Genomic DNA, 17,873 nt, shown 5'->3' with positions numbered 1-17,873 from the left:
GGGCTTTAGGTTTTACTTAGTGATTTTTACGCAGCCTGACGGTTCTCTTGGTTTTCGGTTTGCTGTCAACCGTAAGAACCGTCCGGGACCGGTGAAAAAGTCCAATTTTTTAATTTTTTGTATCCCCAAATCCGCATTTTTACTGAGTAATTTTTAAAAATAACGACTTTATCAGTAGTCCCGAACCGTCCCTGCGTCACCCAAAAAACACGCAAAAGATTATTTTAAATTTATCCCGATCATTCCTCCTATTACTCCCGCTCCCAAGGAAATTAAAAGTTTAGACATGGAATATATATCCATTGTAAAAGGCTTCGCAAAAGTATAATTTAATATCAGTAAAACAACGTAATACAATATCCCCACAATTCCTCCATGGAGCCATCCTTTCTCTTTGATTTTTATAGTTGAATATATTGCTCCCAAGCTTATACTTGAGATCATGGTTATTGTATTTAACATTGGAATGCTGTTTTCTTTAACTTTTGTATATGTAAGTAATGCTGAAAAAATTAAAATAAATACTATGGTGACAATATAACAAACAAGTAAACCTTTTAAAATGTTAATCGATACGTTTAATATTTTTTTATTCAAAATTCCACCTCCTTATCCCTACTCAATTCTATTTAAACGGAGGAGAATTTATTACTCCATACACATAAAAAACTTCCTTTATACAAGGAAGCTTTAAATTATTTTTTATATTCGTTATCATCTTTTTTATCATTTTCTGATAAATCTTCGGAATTCTCTTCTTTTACGTTATCATTCTTGCTATCTTTTTCAACAGCTTTTTCTTTCCCTTCTTCTTTCTTTTCATTCTTCTTTGTTTCTTTCTTCTTTGTAACGCTACCAATTGCCCATTTAGCCACTTCAAGTCTAACTTTTCCTGAGCTTAGCTCAATTACAACAAGATCTTCCTTAACCTTAACAACTTTACCGTAGATCCCTCCAATGGTAATTATCTCATCACCTGCATTTAATTCTTCTCTCATCTTTCTGATTTCTTTTTCCTTTTTCTGCTGAGGCCTGATAGCAATGAAATAAAAAATTGCTAAGAAAGCTATAGGTATTATTAATGCTCCAAAGTTACCGCTACCTTGCAAGATTCATCCCTCCTTAATAATATATTTTATATTCAATAAAAACTATTGAATTCCTTCTTTTATTATTAAACATATCCAAATTTTTTATAAAATTCATCTCTGTATTCCAAAAGTCTGTCCTGTTTAATAGCTTCTCTTATATTTTCCATAAGTTTTAATAAAAAATACAGATTATGAATAGTAGTCAGCCTTGCACCCAGAATTTCATGGACATTAAAAAGATGTCTGATATAAGCCCTTGAATAATGAGTACATGTATAACAATCACATTCCTCATCTAATTTTCCAAAATCTCTTTTATATATTCCGTTTTTTATTATTATTTTCCCTCTGCTTGTAAGTACCGTGCCGTTTCTTCCGATTCTGGTAGGAAGCACACAGTCGGCCATATCTACTCCTCTGATAACAGATTCAAAGAGATAATCCGGACTTCCCACTCCCATCAGATATCTGGGCTTATTCTCAGGAAGAAGGAGAGTTGTAAATTCCAATATATCATACATAAGTTCCTTAGGCTCCCCCACACTTAGCCCTCCTATTGCATAGCCCGGTAAATTCAAAGAAGTGATCTGTTCGGCGCTTTTTTCTCTGAGATCTTTATACATTCCTCCTTGAACAATACCAAACAAAGATTGCTTATCCCAATCCTCGTGATACTCTTTACATCTTTCGGCCCATCTTCCCGTTCTTTCCATGGATTCCTTTGTATATTCCCATGTACTCGGGTACGGAGTACATTCATCAAAAGCCATAATTATATCCGATCCCAAACAGTTTTGAATCTCTATAGAATCTTCGGGCCTTAAAAAATGTTTCGAACCGTCAATATATGATCTGAATTCTACACCTTCTTCAGTTATCTTTCTCAAATCTCCCAAACTAAATACCTGAAATCCCCCGCTGTCGGTAAGAATAGGACCGTTCCAATTCATAAACTTATGAATTCCTCCTGCTTCCTTTATAAGCTCATGACCCGGCCTGAGATATAAATGATAAGTATTTGCCAATATTATCTGCGCTCCCAAAGCTTTTACTTCTTCTGGAGTCATAGCTTTTACCGTAGCCTGAGTTCCTACAGGCATAAAAACAGGGGTTTCAACTATACCGTGAGGTGTATATAATTTCCCCAGCCTTGCCTTGCACTCTTGAGACTCTTTTATAACTTCAAATTTTGCAGCCATTATGTATCTCCTTCTATTTAATAAACATCGCATCCCCGAAACTGAAAAATCTATATTTTTCGTCGACAGCTGTCTTATAAGCCTCCAATATCTTTTCTCTGCTGTAAAACGCACTTACAAGCATAATCAAAGTCGACTCAGGCAAATGAAAATTAGTTATAAGTCCGTCAATCACTTTAAATTTATACCCCGGGTATATAAATATATCCGTCCAGCCACTTGCAGGACTTACCCTGCCGGAAGAATCTCCGATGGATTCAAGAGTTCTGGTAGATGTAGTACCGACGCTTATTATTCTTTTCCCTTCATCCTTTGTCTTATTGATAATCCTTGCGGCATCCTCAGATACTTGAAAATACTCGGAGTGCATATGATGTTCTTCTATTTCATCTTCTTTCACCGGCCTGAATGTTCCTAACCCTACATGAAGAGTTATAAAAACCGTATTGACTCCCTTATCTCGGATTCTTTTTAATAATTCCTTGGTAAAATGAAGACCCGCTGTGGGAGCTGCCGCAGAACCCAAATTTTTAGAATAAACCGTTTGATATCTTTCTTTGTCCTTGAGCTTTTTCTTTATATATGGAGGGAGAGGCATTTCTCCCAAACTATTCAATATTTCCTCAAATATTCCTTCATATTCAAATTCAATCAGTCTTATTCCTTCTTCACCAATACTTATAACATTTCCCTTCAACATTCCTCCGCCAAAGACCAATTTAACATCAGGTTTAACCTTTTTGCCGGGTCTCACTAAAGTTTCCCATACATTTCCTTTAACCCTTCTTAAAAGAAGTATTTCTATGATTTCTTCTTTTCCTTCTCGGTTTCCGAAAAGTCTTGCAGGAATCACTCGTGTGTCATTTAGAACCAAAGAATCCCCCTCATTTAGGTAGTCAACAATATCCTTAAAATGTCTGTGTTCAATACTGCCCGATTTTCTGTCAAGTACCATAAGTCTCGACTCTTCTCTGTCCTCTAAAGGAGTTTGTGCAATCAGTTCTTCCGGCAAATAATAATCAAAATCTTTTCTTTTCAATTATATCATCCCTCGCTACATATCTTCCTTCACTACGTCTACTCCATTATAATAATATTTTAGGATTTCCTCAAATTTATATCCTTCCTCCGCCATTTTTTTTGCTCCCCATTGGCTCATTCCAACACCATGACCATAACCTTTCCCTTCAATTACAAAATCACCGCCGCTATTCTTTTCCTCCGGCTCTGATATTTCTTTATCCCCTGCGGAAGTTACAACTCTTTTTACCATTCCTCTGCTCACAGTTTTTTTACTGTCTCCGTTAATAACATTAGCATCATTTAAATTTACCGTTTTGGGATTATCCATGGTTCCGTCCACTGCATAAACTTCCTTTGTTCCTTCTCCGAAACCGTTAGATTTAGCTATGGTAAAAAGGGTACTTTTTATATCATTCAACCCAAGTACCTGTCTTATTTTATCCTTCTCCAAAACATATTCTCCGGCACTTCCCACAATTTTTAGCTTTAGTACCCTTCCCGATGAAGATGTTTCCAACACTTCCAGATTATTTATATCTCCTACGTTTATTCCTTTTGTCTTCAATTTTTCTTTAAGCTCACTTTCCGAAAAAACCGCAGTCCATACGCTATTGGGAGAATCCGTTGAAAAAGAATCTTCTATGGATTTCAAATAAGGTTCATCAACCGCCCAAGCACTTCCGCTTTCCTCGGTTATCCCTCCGCTGTTTGAACAATATACTGCATCTATCAATTCTCCGTTATATTCGGCAATAATTCCTTTGGTTTCATCAACGGCTTTATTTGTTATTTCCGTTTCGGCATCCATTCCGCCATAAACCTGACAATCAGTAGTATCGGATAGATTATATCCCTCGGAAGAATATTTCCCAATATTTTTTAAAGCAAAGTTTCTTGCTGCTACAGCCTGAGCTTTCAACGCTTCAAAAGGAAATGAAGACGGCATCTCCCTTGGAACAACACCGTATAAATAATCATTAAGAGTAACTCTGTTTATCACAATAAGGTTGTTTCCTTTTCTCTGAAAACGGATATAACCTCTGTATCTGTTATTTTCTACCTTTAATACTGAATTATTCATATCTTCCGAAGAAAAATATATTTTCTCTTTAGAATCCATGGTCATTAAAATATTGCCGTCTTTATCCAGGATATTTATTTTCTCTGATTCTCCAGGCACTATGTATATTTCGTCCTTATCTATAAACTCGGTTTTGGGGGTTGATTCTTCAAAATCTCCTGTCAAAAATCCCCCGCTGCTTGACAGCTTTATTTTCTGAGACGATTTTAAGGAAGATGTTATCCTTACCTCTACATATTCAACTTGTCCATCTGATGCAAATGCAAATTTAGGTAATATCGAAACAGCAAACAACGATATCAGCAAAACAAAAAATATTTTTTTCATCATAAGTTCATTTCCTTTCTATTTTCTAAATAAGTTAAATAATATTGTAAGTATCAAACTAATAATTATTGATGAAACTATCGGAAAGAAAAACGTGAAATTCCCCCTTTTAATAAAAATATCCCCCGGAAGTTTTCCGAGCCCGATTTTCCCTCCCAGCATTAATATCCCTCCGATAATTAATAATACCAATCCCATAATAATCAAAGTTTTACCCATATACGGCATAATAATCACTCCAATTCTTCTTCAGGATAAGGTAAATTAAAATAGTTATAAGCTTTTCTTGTCAGTACTCTTCCCCTGGGGGTCCTGTTTAAGAATCCGATTTGAATCAAATAAGGTTCATAAACATCTTCAATGGTTTCTTTTTCTTCTCCCGTTGCCGCAGCAAGAGTATCTAATCCTACAGGCCCTCCGTTAAAATTTTCTACTATAGTTAATATCATTTTTTTATCAGTACTGTCAAGCCCTAATTTATCGATTTCCATCATCTTTAGTGCATTTTCGGCGACCTCTTTTGTAATTACTCCGTTTTCCACAACTTGGGCATAATCTCTTACTCTCTTCAAAATTCGATTTGCAACTCTGGGAGTCCCTCTGGATCTCTGGGCAATTTCCAAAGCTCCCTCGTCATCTATTTTTATATTCAATACTTTGGAAGACCTTTTAACTATTTTTTTTAAACTTTCCTCATCGTATAATTCCAGATTCAGTATTACCCCAAACCTGTCCCTGAGAGGAGAAGTCAAAAGTCCTATCCTCGTAGTTGCTCCGATTAGTGTAAACCTCGAAAGATCAAGCCTTATGGATTTCGCACTGGGCCCCTTTCCAATAATTATATCCAGAGCAAAGTCTTCCATGGCAGGATATAATATCTCCTCAACGCTCCTGTTTAATCGATGTATCTCATCTATAAACAATACATCGTCTTCCCCCAAATTTGTAAGTATACTTGCCAAATCCCCAGGCCTTTCAATGGCAGGCCCCGAAGTTACTCTGATATTTACTCCCATTTCATTAGCTATTATATTAGCCAAAGTTGTTTTTCCAAGTCCCGGAGGGCCATAAATAAGGGAATGATCCAAAGGTTCCTTCCTTTCTTTAGCTGCCTGTATAAATATCTTCAGCTTATTCTTAACCTTATCCTGCCCTATATATTCTTCTATCCATTTAGGTCTCAAAGCCGTCTCTTTTTCATCTTCTTCAATTTTAAAAGAAGGCGCAACTATTCTGTTATCATTATCCTGCATAATATCAATTACCTTTCTTTAATTTTTTAAAAGTTTTTTAATTGATAGCTTTATTATGTCCTCGGTTTTTAAATTTCCAAGTTCCATTTGAGAAAAAACATTGTTAATTTCATTTCTCGTATATCCTAAAGAAAGAAGGGCGGAAACTGCATCGTCAATATTTCGGTTTTCTCCGCCAATTTTGACTTCATCTATGCTTATACTGTCTATTCTGTCCTTTAATTCCAGTATAATTCTTCCCGCCGTCTTTTTACCTATCCCCGGGGCTCTCGACAATAAGTCCGGATTATTATTGAATATAGCGGATTTTATATCATTGACAGTCAATGAAGAAAGCAGCCCCAGAGCCATTTTAGGTCCGATTTTAGATACCAGTAACAGCATTTTAAACATATTCAGTTCTTCATAATCGTAAAATCCATAAAGATATATTCCGTCTTCCCTCAAATTTAAATATGTAAAGACTTTAATTTCATCTTTTGTATTACTGACTTTAGCTATAGAATTCTTCGACGTATATATTCTATATCCTATCCCCTTATTTTCCAACACTAAATAATCCTCTCCCAAAAAAGTCACACAGCCTTTAATATACTCAAACAACTAATACAACTCCCATCATTTCATTCTAAACATTTCTTTAAATTTTAACGAATTCCCATGACAAAGAGCAACTGCCAGGGCATCCGCCACATCATCGGGCTTGGGTATTTCCTTTAAATTCAATAACATCTTAACCATTTCCTGAACCTGATTTTTGTCCGCTCTTCCATATCCAACAACAGCCTGTTTAATTTGCAGCGGAGTATATTCGTATATTTCCACTCCTTTATTAACAGCGGCAAGTATCTCAACGCCCCTTGCCTGTCCTACCTTAATAGCCGTTTTAACATTTTTGTTAAAAAACAATTCTTCCATTGCCAAATCAGTAGGACTATATTTATCAATAATTTCCGTCATCTTATTATATATAATCTTCAATCTGTTTGGAAAAGCCATTTTTGACTCCGTTGTTATAGCGCCATAATCCAATACTTCAAATTTGTTTCCGGTTAATTTAACAACTCCATATCCGACAATTGCAATTCCCGGATCTATTCCTATTATAATCATTTACATCTTCCTTTATATCTTTTATTCTATTTTAACATACTTTTTCAAAAAAACTATATAAAAAACTAAGTTGGCATTAAAACCAGCTTAGTTTTTGTATATTCCGTATAAAAAGATTTTCTAAATATTTGACTTCTTTTCATTATTATCAATATTGGCTGCCACGACGTCTTTCTTACTTGTATATTTAGGAATCTTTATTGTTTTAGCAACATATTTCCAAATAACCTGAGAAATATAAAAATCAACCATGCTATGAATCACGGAACCAACCCCGACCAGCAAAATAACCGACTTAACAAATCCCTGAGCATAGTAACCGCCGCTCATGCTGTTGCTGAAATAAAATGGTATTACCACAAGCACTTCACAAAGGCCGTGCAGCAAACCAATTCCAAAGGAAAACGGTAAGGCCGACTTAAAAGATTTAATTATATTAGGATGTTTATTTATTATAATCGCTCCTACAACGGCAAAAATAACATGAGTCGCCGCACGCATTACTACAACAATTGGAAATCCGCTAATCAAGAATCCGATTGTTGTTCCGACTGCCACAAAAGCTGCCGTAGACGGTGAAATAAACATTGCGATAAAAATTGCCACGTGACTTGCCAATGTAAAAGAAGCAGGTTCCAACACAATTCTTACAGGAGAAAATACCGGAATGATGATGCCGATTGAACATAATAAAGCTGAAATTAACATTTTATAAAGTTTATTATTTCTATTCATTTTAAATTACCCTTTCTATAAATTATTTATGCATAGTCATCTGTCTTGACACATGACTATGCTATTATATTAAGGTAATTTAATTTTTTTGTCAAGTTCTCCCCTGTTATTATTTTTCCCTTTCTTTTCTGTTGTTGAATATTATGAAAAAGGAACCAATAGACAATTTATCGGTTCCTCGTCAATCTAACTTATAAAGTTTTCCAAAACGTTGGACAATTCTTCCTCATTATCAACAACTATTCCTTTTTTTAATTTTTCTTGATCTACATCATTAAGGAGTGATATGGGATAATCATTAAACAGCTTTTCTAAAACTCTTTCTCCGTTTTCATCTATCTTAAATATAGCAATATTTCCTTGATATTCACCCACTACATAATGATTAGGGCAAAGATAATTCTTTACTTTCTGAAGAACTATTTTCTTAGCAGAAAATGATACTATTTTAGTATTAGGATAATTATCCTTCATATATTCTCTAAATTCAGATTCTATCATATTAATAAATTCATCTTGAGCCTGAGAAACATTAGTAATAGTATGGCCGCACTCAGTATATTTAGTTTGGGTTTCAATAAAAGTATTAGGAGAAATTCGCTCTTCTTCCTTAATTATTTCCAAATCACCTTTCTCATCATCTGAAGCTACAAGATCATTATCAGTATTAGGCTTTTCCGATACTCTTTTATCAATAAAATAATATCCATATCCAAAGCTTATAATAAAAAGTACCGTACAGATCAAAAATATTATTATGATATTACTTTTTTTCATAAAATATCCCTCCATTACTATCTAGAGGAATATTTTTCCCATTTTAAAAATCTTTATACACTATTTGCTTACATCTTCAACTTTGAACCCTGATTTTTCAATTTTTTCTATAATATTTTCAACATCTTTAGTATTTATTCTTATAACTACTTTATATACATCCATAATTTTAGCATCCATTACGGCGATATTGAGAATATTCACATTTTCTTTCCTTATAATTTCTGTAAGTTTTGCTAATTGGCCGGGAACATCAAGCAAATTTACCGTAATTCTCGTTCCTTCTCCCAGTCCGAACATTTCTGAAAAAGCATCAAAAATAGCTTTATGGGTAAGTATGCCTACGAAATTATTTCTGGCATCAAATACCGGCAGAAAAGGTGTTCTCAGTTCATTTAACAAATAGGAAGCATCTTCTATAGGTTCATTTTCCCTTATGGATTTAAAATTTATACTGTATATATCCTTTACCTTAACATCATCAAGAAATTTAGATTTATTACCACAAAAATCGGAATCATAATAATACCTGTATATTGCTTCTTTCATCAAAATACCTTTAAAATTATTGCGATCAAATACGGGCAGAGACAAAAAATCTCCTTCATCAATCTTTTTTAATGCACTTCTCATATCCTCATCAAGATATACTACTGTCAGCTTATCCTTTGTTAACATATGATTTTTTACGTACATATCATAAACCCCCTTTAATGATATTAAATAGTATTCAATAACTTTATACCTTATGAATACCTTCTAAGTACTTTGTCGTTCAATCCAAACCAACTGGCATCTGTATAGACTCTTCTCATATTTTTATATATACCCCGTATAATTACACCATAAACCTTATTTATTTCTTCGTGTGTAAATTTATGGCTGTCAGATTTGATATTTAAAACCTTATGGTTATAATCAATAGTTAATTGTCTATCTATATATTTATTTATATTAACAATTTTTGACTTGATAACCCTTTCACAGAAAGAATTTACCAACTTTTTAAATTCACCGTCTCTGTTTATATTTCTTCCTTCTGCTTCAAATCCCTCTTTTACTTTTCTTATTTCCCCAAAATTAAACCTATAATGATATAAAATTCTCATTTCATATAACTTTTCCATCCCATAAGATTCTAACGCTTTTTTCTCTAAAATATTTACCCATTTATAATTATAATAGCCGTATTTGTAACCCTCCAAATAGAAATATAATTCCAATCTATCGATATCTTCATGTATCAATAAAATAATATTGTTTGAAACTAAATCTCTATCCTTTCTATACCTTAATAAACTTCTTATCTTTTTCTTTATTTCTTTAATGCATTTATACTTAGGGCAAATATTAGTTATATTTTCTTCTAAGTCATATAAAGAAAGGAGGATATGTATAGAATTAATATCATTATTAAACAAAAAATCATATTTTAACCCTTCATATATTCTACATAACTCTGGGTTAGCCGTAGCCATAAATATCCCTCCCATAACAATTGTTGCCAAATTAGTGAAGGATTAAACCATCATTAAAAGTAATTTATGTTTTAAAAATCTTTTATGTTAATTATACTACATATTTTTTTGTTTGTGCTAAAATAAATTTATTTTGTTATATAAAATTTTAAAATGTAGAAAAATGCAAATATCTGCATAAAAATTAAATATGTAACCTCTATTTCATGTAAATCATAATTATATATTAACCAAAGTTATGGAGGTGTTCTTATGGACGGAAGAGATATGAAAATGACCGAGGGCAGAAATAATCACCATAGAAAACCCAAAAAAGATAATTCTATATTTTTTATTTTTTTTATATTTATATTGTTTTTCCTCTGTCGTGGTTGTAAAAAATAGGATACGATATAGCATAAGCTGATATAAACCCCATGATCTTAAAAAAATCATGGGGTTTACCAATAACAGAATAATTATTCCTTCTCCGTTAATATTTTCAAAATAGTAGTATAACTAAGGTTCTTTTTTAATTCGTACTTTTCAGGTGCAATTTTTCTTTCCAAACCTTTGTCTTTAACAAATTGAGTAAATTCATCGGGATCATCGACAAAGCCTTTTTTAAACAGGTTGTTCGATATATCAATCAATGTATCCCCATTTTTAACAACAAATGAACTGTATTCTTCTTTCGACGACGGTTTCACATCAATATTTTCCTTAACAAAGACCATACCCAATTCTTTTGCTTTTTCTATTATTTCATCATCCGAATATTGTCTATCCTCAACTATTGGATTCAGTTTAAATATAAAGGTTGAAAATATTATTCCAATTCCTATACCAATTAAAATGTAAAAAAAATATATTTTTTTGGTCAATTTTGTTCCCCCTTAGTTTACTACATAAATATTATTAACAAAACTAATTATACTATAGCAGAAAAATCTTTTCTTTTCTACATTCTTCTATTATTTCATCTGTCCAAAATGATGATTGAACTTCTCCTATGTGCTTCTTGTCCAAGAAAAACATACATATTCTCGACTGTCCTATTCCTCCTCCGATCGTGTCGGGAAGTTCTCCGCTCAGAATCATCTTATGATATTTTAGTTTTTTTCTTTCTTCACAATCAGCTAATTTCAATTCTTTCTCCAAGGCATCTTTATCAACTCTTATTCCCATACTTGAAAGTTCCAGAGCTTCTCCGCATGTGGGATTCCAAAATATAATATCTCCGTTTAATTCCCAATCATCATAATCCGGTGCTCTTCCGTCATGAGGTTCTCCGCTTTTCAGTTTGCCTCCGATTTTCATTAAAAAAACAGCCTTTTTATCTTTACAAATTAAACTTTCTCTTTCCTTTGGTGTTTTGCCGGGATACCTGTCCTCTAATTCCTGAGTGGTAATAAAACAAATATCTTCCGGCAACTTCTTTTCAAGGCCAGGATACAAACCGTTTATAAAAGCCTCTGTTTCTTTAAAAACCTCATATATTTCGCCAACTGTTGATTTTAAAAATTCTTCTGTTCTATCTTTCTTTGATATAACTTTCTCCCAATCCCATTGATCCACATATGCGGAATGAGCATAATCCAATTCTTCAAAAGGCCTTATAGCGTTCATATCCGTATATAACCCTTCTCCTGCCTTAAATCCATATACCTTTAATGCCATCCTCTTCCACTTTGCTAAAGACTGTACTACTTCCAGCCTTTTGTGATAATTGTGTAGTTCAAAGGATATGGCTTTTTCATATCCGTTTAGATTATCATTCAATCCTGTTTCCGGTGCGACAAATAAAGGTGCCGATACTCTTGTGAGGTTTAATTTTTCTGAAATTCTCTTTTCAAAAAAATCCTTTAGTTTTTTAATAGCTACTTGAGTTTCCAATACATTTAGCTTATCCATTTAAAATTCCTCCTTAAAATAAAAAATCCCTCCGTCCAGAAGGACGGAAGGTTTAATTTCCGTGGTACCACCTTAATTAGTAAATACTCACTTAAATCCAGTACGGATCATCAATCGATACTGTTCAGCTGATAACGGGCTGATTCCGTCTAAGTCTACTTTCTCCCGAGAGATTTGGGTTAGATCCTCTAAGATGTTCTTCAACTGCCCTATTGCATCGGATTTCCACCACCGCCGATTCTCTATAGCCTTAAGCAACAGTTTACTCTTCTTATCATCGCTTTAAATAGTTTATTTAACTATTTATTGTATTAAACTATTAAATATTTGTCAACAGTTTTTTTAAAAATTTATCTGCCAAGTAATCCCAAGAATCAAACTATACCCCTAATATCCCAAAATACCTTGACTCAACTTCATCACCGGCACTATAAATCTTCCACATATTCCAATATATCACCGGGTTAGTCAATATATATTTATCGTAATACATACATATAAATGGCAAAAATTGAAATTTGAATTTGAAAATTTAATTTTTGAGTTTTAAAACTTCTAAGTTTACTTTTTATTCATTTATGGTATAATATTAATACGGTAATCGGATTCGCAAAAATGCGATTGCCACTAAAGTGTTAATTAGTTATAATCACTCTGCGGCAACAGGGTGATTATTTTCGTTTGTTATCCCTACTTCCACCACACCCTGCTTTTTTCCGATTACCTTATCTTTATTTTACCAAAATATTCATATTTGTACAAGAATATAATTCTTAAGGTTTTAGTTATTTGTCCCTTTGTCCGCTTAATTCTTTAAATAAATTATCCATATATTTTTTTCTTTCTTTTGTTTTTTTGGGAAGAATCTTGAATTTCCCGTTTTTTTCTTCCAAAACATCCCCTTCTTTTACTCCTTTGGGAAGCTTATGAATTTCAGTAGGAACCATTTCTCCGTCAATTTCTATCATGGCGATATTTTCTTCTATTCTATCGATTATTCCTATCATACTTTCATCTCCTATTTGATACATTTTTCATGAGGTTTGTATCCACTTTTTTCTGCTTCTTCTTTTGTATTAAAATATACCCGATTTTCCTCTTTTGGAAGACTTCCGCAATCTTCGGAATGATATACCTTTGTATTTTTGTTCCCGATAAATACCTTATCTTGAGAATCGGATTTGCTCTTTACGGTTGAAATTTTAATATTGCTGCCGTCAGTAGTCACTATTACAGTTCCCGACTCGTCGGTTCTATATACTTGAGCACCAATAGCCTTAAGCCTATCCAAAGTCTCCTTATGAGGATGATTATACATATTATCCTTCCCTGCGCTTATAACGGCATACTTAGGCATTACCTCTTCAAGAAATTCTTTAGTGCTTGAAGTTCTCCCTCCATGATGCCCTACTTTTAAAATATCCGATTTCAAATCATAATTTTTGTCTATCATTTCCTTTTCAGAAATATTTTCCGCATCTCCCGTAAATAAAAAAGATACTCCTTTAAACTGGATCTTCGTAACTATGGAATAATTATTGATTTCACCATAATCATCATTATTAGGGGCAAATATGTCGTATGAAAATTCATCATCTTCGGCTATTTTATCTCCCCCATGACCTACCGTAATATGTAAACCTTTCGATTTTATTTCATTTAAAAGCTCTTCAAATATCTTAGTATTTGATGTTTTATCAGGCATATATATTTTCCCAATGTCAAACTGCTTAATTACCTTTGGAAGTCCTCCTATGTGATCTTCGTGAGGGTGAGTAGCCACCAAATAGTCTATCTTTTTTACTCCCAATTTAGTTAAATAATCGCATAGAGTATCTTCATATATTTTTGAACCTCCGTCTATAAGGGAAGTTTGTCCATTGGGAAGTTGTATAAATATACTGTCTCCTTGACCTATGTCAATAAAATGAACGACTAAATTGTTTTCACCGGAAGGTGAGATAACTTGAGATTCATCTTTATACTCACATCCTGAAAAAATAAATGTAAATAATAAAATAAATACAAATAATAGTGTTAATTTTTTATTCTTCATATAAAGTCTCCTTATACTATCTTATATATCTTGAAAAATATTCATCTCTAAGCATTGATTTAAGATTAAGATTATAATATTTTCCATTCTTTTTAATGGAATTTCTGGCACAGCCTTCGTTTACAAACCCTAATTCCTTATATAAATTATCGGCCCTTTTATTGCCGTCAAACGTATCCAGAGTCACTCTTTCCATTTCAAGGTTTACAAAAGCGTATCTTAAAATTATTTTCATAGCCTCTTTTCCATAGCCCTTCCCTATATATTCTTCTTCCCCTATGTATATCCTTGTTATATCCAAAGACTTTAAACATTCATCATAGTGAGAAATATAGATTCTTCCAATAGGAATTAAAACTTTTTTAAAAACTATCGTAAACTGCATATTTGTAAAATCATCTTCCCTAAGTATAAATTCTCTTACTATTTCCTCATAATCTCTTGAATCGTCAATTGCCAAGAATTCTTTCACATAATCCTTTTTTTCCCATACTTCAAAGGTTTTACAATCATTAAATGTTGAATTTCTGATAATCAAATTTTCCGACATCAATTCCATAACCATCTTTCCCCCCTTATTATTAATTTTTACATATAAAAAATGGGTTATAAAAAAATCTCCCTATCAAAAAATAAGGAGATTTAAAATTCAAAGGCAAACTGTTTTACAGTATTTTCATCATAGGCATTTATGGTATCAAATATAAAGTTCGTCACTTTTAGGCTTAAAGATAATGAATAATCCAAATCTCTTTCAAAACTCATATCCTCTGAATATTCTTTTACGACTTTTTCAATATACTCCTTAATCAGTGGCCTTAATTTTATTATTTTATATTGAAAAATATCTACATCTTCTACATTAATCACATTTTTTTTGAATAAATGAATTGGAGCATAATTATTTAATTTGGATTCATAAGATATATGCTTAAACATACTGTTTTTAAAAGTCCATCTGTTGGCATGAGGAAAACAAACAAAATCACTTAAATAATGAGATATAATTCCTATTTTCTTACTAACTATTTGTAATTTCAAGGGAACCATTTCATCATTAAAATCAATATATCTGAACAAAAATATCAGCTTCACTATTTCATTAACTATATAGTTCAAACTCTCTTTTTGGTAGTGTCTGTGAAATTTGAACTGAGGTAAAATATCCGGAAGTACCGACCCCCAAAGAAGCTGAGATTTATCCAATTCTATATCGTATACTGAAAGTACATTTTCATATATATTATTTCCGATAATCCTGTGAGTATCTGCAAAAATAATAAACACTCCCTTTATTTTTCAATATCGTCTTACTATAAAATAGTATAATAAATGATTTACTAAGTCAATATTAATCAATTTCCTATTTTTAAAATATATCCCTTAATGTGAATTTATTAATACAAGGGGTATTACCTAAAAATTTTATTCAACTTATTTTCATATATGCTAAAGTCTTTATCATTAAACAAAACAAAAATTATTTCTTCAATAAAATCTTCTTTATCAATAAATTCTATGATTGATTTTATGGCTATATCAGAGGCCTTATCTATGGGATAAGAATAAATCCCTGTAGATATAGAAGGAAATGCCACAGATTTTAAACTATATTCCTTTGCTAATTTTAAAGAATTAAAATATGCATTGTGCAGAAGCTCTGCTTCTCTCGAGTTTCCTTTTCTGTAAATCGGTCCTATGGTATGGATCACATATTTGCTCGGCAATTTACCGGCAGTAGTTATTCTTGCTTCGCCGGTGGGACATCCTCCTATTCTCTTACATTGCTCAAGAATTTCCGGTCCTCCCGCTCTATGTATCGCTCCATCCACCCCTCCTCCTCCAAGAAGGGTATTGTTTGCCGCATTCACTATTCCGTCTGCTTTTACCTTTGTAATATCCCCCTGGAACAATTTAATCACAGTGTTCTTGTATTTATACATTAAACTTCACCTCTTTTTATTATTATTTCTATATAAATCGAAATAATCCTCTATAAATTTACAAAAAAAATATATGCCGGCATTAAAAACCAGCATATAATAAATATCACTTTAAGTTAATGATTATCCTACCGTCCTCATATGATATAAACTTTCGGTATGGCAGACTCTTTGACCCTATTCCGGTCCTTTTAACTATATTGTTTCTCCTCCATACAGACAATATAATGCCTAAAAGTATCATGTCCACAATATAATTCGTTCCCCCGTAAGAAATAAAGGGCATACTTACCGATGCCAGAGGAAACATATTAAGGTTTACAAGTATGCTGAGAATAAACTGCAGCGATAAAATAACACAAGAAGATAAGGACAGATAAAATCCATAGTCGTTTTTAATTTTTCTTGTTACGGCAAACATTCTTATAATAAAAGCAGCAACCGCTATTATAAGACCTAACCCCAAAGCCTTTCCAAAAGTGGCAACTATATTTACGAAAACAAAATCAGTATTTGCCCCGGGCAAAATCGATTCAAGGGGACTTCCGTTAAAGGTAAGACCGGTTTTCCCGAACCATTTGGACATTGAAAGCCACTTACGTGCTATATATTGTTGATAACCTGATCCCATAATATCTCTGTCTTTATCCAAAAAAACCTTTATTCTCTCCAATTGATATGGCTGAAGCGATAACAATACAAGGAAAATTATCATTGAAAATATGCAGAACAGCAGCAACATCTGATTTCTTACCTTTCCGCCGAAATTTCCTCTTAAAATCCCCGTCATAAGTATTACAAAAAAACCTGAAAAGAGGAGCACTGCCATACCCTTAGCGGGAAATAAAAACATCAATGCGACAGACAAAAAAGCAAGTATAATCAGCTTTACAAGGCTAAAAGTTCCCCCGCCTTTATATCCATCCAAAATTCCTGCGAAGGCTATTAAAAAGAAAGGAGATAAAAATTCAGGCAAAACCGAAAAAGAACCTACCTTAATAATCGGACGGCCTGCAACAGTAATACCAAATAATTTTATAATTAAAAACAAAATAAATAACCCTGTATATAAAGAAAAGGATCTGTTTCTAAGTCTTGTATAGTCATAAAAATAAACGCCGAGCATTACAGCAATACTCAGTAGGGCAATAAACAAATATCTTTCAAAATATACACTGTTCATTGACTGATATTTGCTGCATTCAAACATAATCATACCGCCTATGGATACTATGATTGATACCAAAAACAGCAGAGACCATTCCGTTTCCGGTTTATGCTGCTTATTTAGTCTGTCGCCTATTTCCTCACTGTTTCCCATCTGCAGAACGGCTTTCCTTACGGCCTCGTCTTCCGTCAGCCCTTCTTTTTTGTACTCTTCCGCCAAACTTAAAATATGTTCCGAAAGCTCGGTTCTGATTTCACTATGTATCTTTTTATATTTAATTCTTTCGCATACTTCATCTAAAAAATTATTCAATTCTTTATTCATAGCAAAAATCCCCCACAATCTTATTGACAACCTCCGTATACAGTTTCCATTCCTTCTGTTTTCCTTTTAGAAATTTCAGCCCTTCTTCCGTTATTCTGTAATATTTTCTTCTCCTCCCGGCTTCTCCGTCAACCCAATAGGAAATTATACAGCCTTTATTTTCAAGGCCGTGCAAAATAGGATACAGAGTGCCTTCTTTAAGGTTAAAAATAGAGTCGGATAGTTTTTTAAGTTTGCTTATTATTTGGTATCCGTACATATCTTCTTCATTAAGCAGGCTTAAAATAATCATCGTAGTACTTCCCCTCATCAATTCCTTATCGACTTTCAATACCGCTACCTCCTTATACATATGACATCTATATACATAGTGTATCTATGTATATAGAATAACAGATACTGTTATATAAGT

At 32.9% G+C, this 17,873-nt stretch carries 22 protein-coding genes and 1 other annotated feature; all 22 genes read right to left on the bottom strand.

Features of this window, described 5'->3' with window-relative positions; all coding sequences use genetic code 11:
• Positions 1–219: 219 nt before the first annotated feature.
• Entirely contained in the window at positions 220–597 is a 378-nt protein-coding gene (locus tag PP176A_RS14420) for a TIGR04086 family membrane protein (RefSeq protein ID WP_083381990.1), read from the bottom strand.
• Between the two features lie 98 nt (positions 598–695).
• Positions 696–1,109 carry a preprotein translocase subunit YajC gene (gene yajC, locus PP176A_RS16675; protein WP_071141172.1) on the bottom strand — a complete coding sequence of 138 codons (414 nt, stop codon included), beginning with the start codon at positions 1,107–1,109 and terminating at the stop codon, positions 696–698.
• Between the two features lie 65 nt (positions 1,110–1,174).
• A complete protein-coding gene (gene tgt / locus PP176A_RS14410; protein ID WP_071141171.1) occupies positions 1,175–2,290 on the bottom strand; it encodes a tRNA guanosine(34) transglycosylase Tgt in 1,116 nt (371 codons plus the stop codon).
• A 13-nt stretch (positions 2,291–2,303) separates the two neighbouring features.
• Positions 2,304–3,329 (bottom strand): tRNA preQ1(34) S-adenosylmethionine ribosyltransferase-isomerase QueA, encoded by a 1,026-nt coding sequence (queA, locus tag PP176A_RS14405; protein ID WP_071141170.1) that lies wholly within the window; start codon positions 3,327–3,329, stop codon positions 2,304–2,306.
• A 15-nt stretch (positions 3,330–3,344) separates the two neighbouring features.
• A complete protein-coding gene (locus PP176A_RS14400) occupies positions 3,345–4,724 on the bottom strand; it encodes a SpoIID/LytB domain-containing protein (protein ID WP_071141169.1) in 1,380 nt (459 codons plus the stop codon).
• Between the two features lie 15 nt (positions 4,725–4,739).
• Positions 4,740–4,949, bottom strand: a complete 210-nt coding sequence (locus PP176A_RS14395; RefSeq protein WP_071141168.1) for a DUF2905 domain-containing protein — start codon at positions 4,947–4,949, stop codon at positions 4,740–4,742.
• Between the two features lie 5 nt (positions 4,950–4,954).
• Positions 4,955–5,974 carry a Holliday junction branch migration DNA helicase RuvB gene (ruvB, locus tag PP176A_RS14390; RefSeq protein WP_071141167.1) on the bottom strand — a complete coding sequence of 340 codons (1,020 nt, stop codon included), beginning with the start codon at positions 5,972–5,974 and terminating at the stop codon, positions 4,955–4,957.
• 18 nt (positions 5,975–5,992) lie between these two features.
• Entirely contained in the window at positions 5,993–6,577 is a 585-nt protein-coding gene (gene ruvA / locus PP176A_RS14385; RefSeq protein WP_071141166.1) for a Holliday junction branch migration protein RuvA, read from the bottom strand.
• A gap of 15 nt (positions 6,578–6,592) precedes the next feature.
• Positions 6,593–7,087: a crossover junction endodeoxyribonuclease RuvC gene (gene ruvC / locus PP176A_RS14380; protein WP_071141165.1), complete on the bottom strand. Its 495-nt coding sequence runs from the start codon at positions 7,085–7,087 to the stop codon at positions 6,593–6,595.
• Between the two features lie 120 nt (positions 7,088–7,207).
• Positions 7,208–7,822 (bottom strand): hypothetical protein, encoded by a 615-nt coding sequence (locus tag PP176A_RS14375; protein ID WP_071141164.1) that lies wholly within the window; start codon positions 7,820–7,822, stop codon positions 7,208–7,210.
• Positions 7,823–8,008: 186 nt separating this feature from the next.
• A complete protein-coding gene (locus PP176A_RS14370) occupies positions 8,009–8,599 on the bottom strand; it encodes a BofC C-terminal domain-containing protein (protein WP_071141163.1) in 591 nt (196 codons plus the stop codon).
• Between the two features lie 60 nt (positions 8,600–8,659).
• Positions 8,660–9,295 carry a CBS domain-containing protein gene (locus PP176A_RS14365; protein WP_071141162.1) on the bottom strand — a complete coding sequence of 212 codons (636 nt, stop codon included), beginning with the start codon at positions 9,293–9,295 and terminating at the stop codon, positions 8,660–8,662.
• A gap of 50 nt (positions 9,296–9,345) precedes the next feature.
• Entirely contained in the window at positions 9,346–10,077 is a 732-nt protein-coding gene (locus PP176A_RS14360) for a hypothetical protein (protein ID WP_071141161.1), read from the bottom strand.
• Between the two features lie 458 nt (positions 10,078–10,535).
• Positions 10,536–10,940 carry a hypothetical protein gene (locus PP176A_RS14355; protein WP_071141160.1) on the bottom strand — a complete coding sequence of 135 codons (405 nt, stop codon included), beginning with the start codon at positions 10,938–10,940 and terminating at the stop codon, positions 10,536–10,538.
• 52 nt (positions 10,941–10,992) lie between these two features.
• Complete coding sequence (gene asnA / locus PP176A_RS14350; RefSeq protein ID WP_071141159.1) at positions 10,993–11,970, bottom strand: aspartate--ammonia ligase; 978 nt, start codon at positions 11,968–11,970, stop codon at positions 10,993–10,995.
• 36 nt (positions 11,971–12,006) lie between these two features.
• Positions 12,007–12,257: a binding site (T-box leader), on the bottom strand.
• Between the two features lie 498 nt (positions 12,258–12,755).
• A complete protein-coding gene (locus PP176A_RS14345; protein ID WP_071141158.1) occupies positions 12,756–12,977 on the bottom strand; it encodes a DUF3006 domain-containing protein in 222 nt (73 codons plus the stop codon).
• Positions 12,978–12,988: 11 nt separating this feature from the next.
• On the bottom strand, positions 12,989–14,026 hold the full coding sequence (locus PP176A_RS14340) for a ComEC/Rec2 family competence protein (protein ID WP_071141157.1): 1,038 nt from the start codon (positions 14,024–14,026) through the stop codon (positions 12,989–12,991).
• A 16-nt stretch (positions 14,027–14,042) separates the two neighbouring features.
• Entirely contained in the window at positions 14,043–14,591 is a 549-nt protein-coding gene (locus PP176A_RS14335; protein ID WP_071141156.1) for a GNAT family N-acetyltransferase, read from the bottom strand.
• Between the two features lie 77 nt (positions 14,592–14,668).
• Positions 14,669–15,313, bottom strand: a complete 645-nt coding sequence (locus PP176A_RS14330) for a zinc dependent phospholipase C family protein (protein WP_071141155.1) — start codon at positions 15,311–15,313, stop codon at positions 14,669–14,671.
• Positions 15,314–15,438: 125 nt separating this feature from the next.
• Complete coding sequence (locus tag PP176A_RS14325; RefSeq protein ID WP_071141154.1) at positions 15,439–15,969, bottom strand: O-acetyl-ADP-ribose deacetylase; 531 nt, start codon at positions 15,967–15,969, stop codon at positions 15,439–15,441.
• Positions 15,970–16,075: 106 nt separating this feature from the next.
• Positions 16,076–17,461 (bottom strand): FtsW/RodA/SpoVE family cell cycle protein, encoded by a 1,386-nt coding sequence (locus PP176A_RS14320; protein ID WP_071141153.1) that lies wholly within the window; start codon positions 17,459–17,461, stop codon positions 16,076–16,078.
• Positions 17,454–17,792, bottom strand: a complete 339-nt coding sequence (locus tag PP176A_RS14315; protein ID WP_071141152.1) for a PadR family transcriptional regulator — start codon at positions 17,790–17,792, stop codon at positions 17,454–17,456. Before PP176A_RS14315 ends, PP176A_RS14320 begins: the two co-directional genes overlap by 8 nt.
• Positions 17,793–17,873: the final 81 nt, after the last annotated feature.

The sequence above is a fragment of the Sporanaerobacter sp. PP17-6a genome (assembly GCF_900095615.1).
GTDB lineage: Bacteria > Bacillota > Clostridia > Tissierellales > Acidilutibacteraceae > Acidilutibacter > Acidilutibacter cellobiosedens.
The sequence above is the reverse complement of the archived record's forward strand: the minus strand, read 5'-3'. Positions and strand labels throughout refer to the sequence as shown.

What these genes read in the sequence shown, in the direction of transcription:
- PP176A_RS14395 (WP_071141168.1), bottom strand. Translation starts at nt 4,949, where the DNA reads ATGCCGTATATGGGTAAAACTTTGATTATTATGGGATTGGTATTATTA.
- tgt (WP_071141171.1), bottom strand. Translation starts at nt 2,290, where the DNA reads ATGGCTGCAAAATTTGAAGTTATAAAAGAGTCTCAAGAGTGCAAGGCA.
- asnA (WP_071141159.1), bottom strand. Translation starts at nt 11,970, where the DNA reads ATGGATAAGCTAAATGTATTGGAAACTCAAGTAGCTATTAAAAAACTA.
- PP176A_RS14365 (WP_071141162.1), bottom strand. Translation starts at nt 9,295, where the DNA reads ATGTACGTAAAAAATCATATGTTAACAAAGGATAAGCTGACAGTAGTA.
- ruvB (WP_071141167.1), bottom strand. Translation starts at nt 5,974, where the DNA reads ATGCAGGATAATGATAACAGAATAGTTGCGCCTTCTTTTAAAATTGAA.
- PP176A_RS14345 (WP_071141158.1), bottom strand. Translation starts at nt 12,977, where the DNA reads ATGATAGGAATAATCGATAGAATAGAAGAAAATATCGCCATGATAGAA.
- PP176A_RS14370 (WP_071141163.1), bottom strand. Translation starts at nt 8,599, where the DNA reads ATGAAAAAAAGTAATATCATAATAATATTTTTGATCTGTACGGTACTT.
- PP176A_RS14400 (WP_071141169.1), bottom strand. Translation starts at nt 4,724, where the DNA reads ATGATGAAAAAAATATTTTTTGTTTTGCTGATATCGTTGTTTGCTGTT.
- PP176A_RS14320 (WP_071141153.1), bottom strand. Translation starts at nt 17,461, where the DNA reads ATGAATAAAGAATTGAATAATTTTTTAGATGAAGTATGCGAAAGAATT.
- PP176A_RS14340 (WP_071141157.1), bottom strand. Translation starts at nt 14,026, where the DNA reads ATGAAGAATAAAAAATTAACACTATTATTTGTATTTATTTTATTATTT.
- PP176A_RS14335 (WP_071141156.1), bottom strand. Translation starts at nt 14,591, where the DNA reads ATGGTTATGGAATTGATGTCGGAAAATTTGATTATCAGAAATTCAACA.
- ruvC (WP_071141165.1), bottom strand. Translation starts at nt 7,087, where the DNA reads ATGATTATAATAGGAATAGATCCGGGAATTGCAATTGTCGGATATGGA.
- PP176A_RS14375 (WP_071141164.1), bottom strand. Translation starts at nt 7,822, where the DNA reads ATGAATAGAAATAATAAACTTTATAAAATGTTAATTTCAGCTTTATTA.
- PP176A_RS14325 (WP_071141154.1), bottom strand. Translation starts at nt 15,969, where the DNA reads ATGTATAAATACAAGAACACTGTGATTAAATTGTTCCAGGGGGATATT.
- PP176A_RS14360 (WP_071141161.1), bottom strand. Translation starts at nt 10,077, where the DNA reads ATGGCTACGGCTAACCCAGAGTTATGTAGAATATATGAAGGGTTAAAA.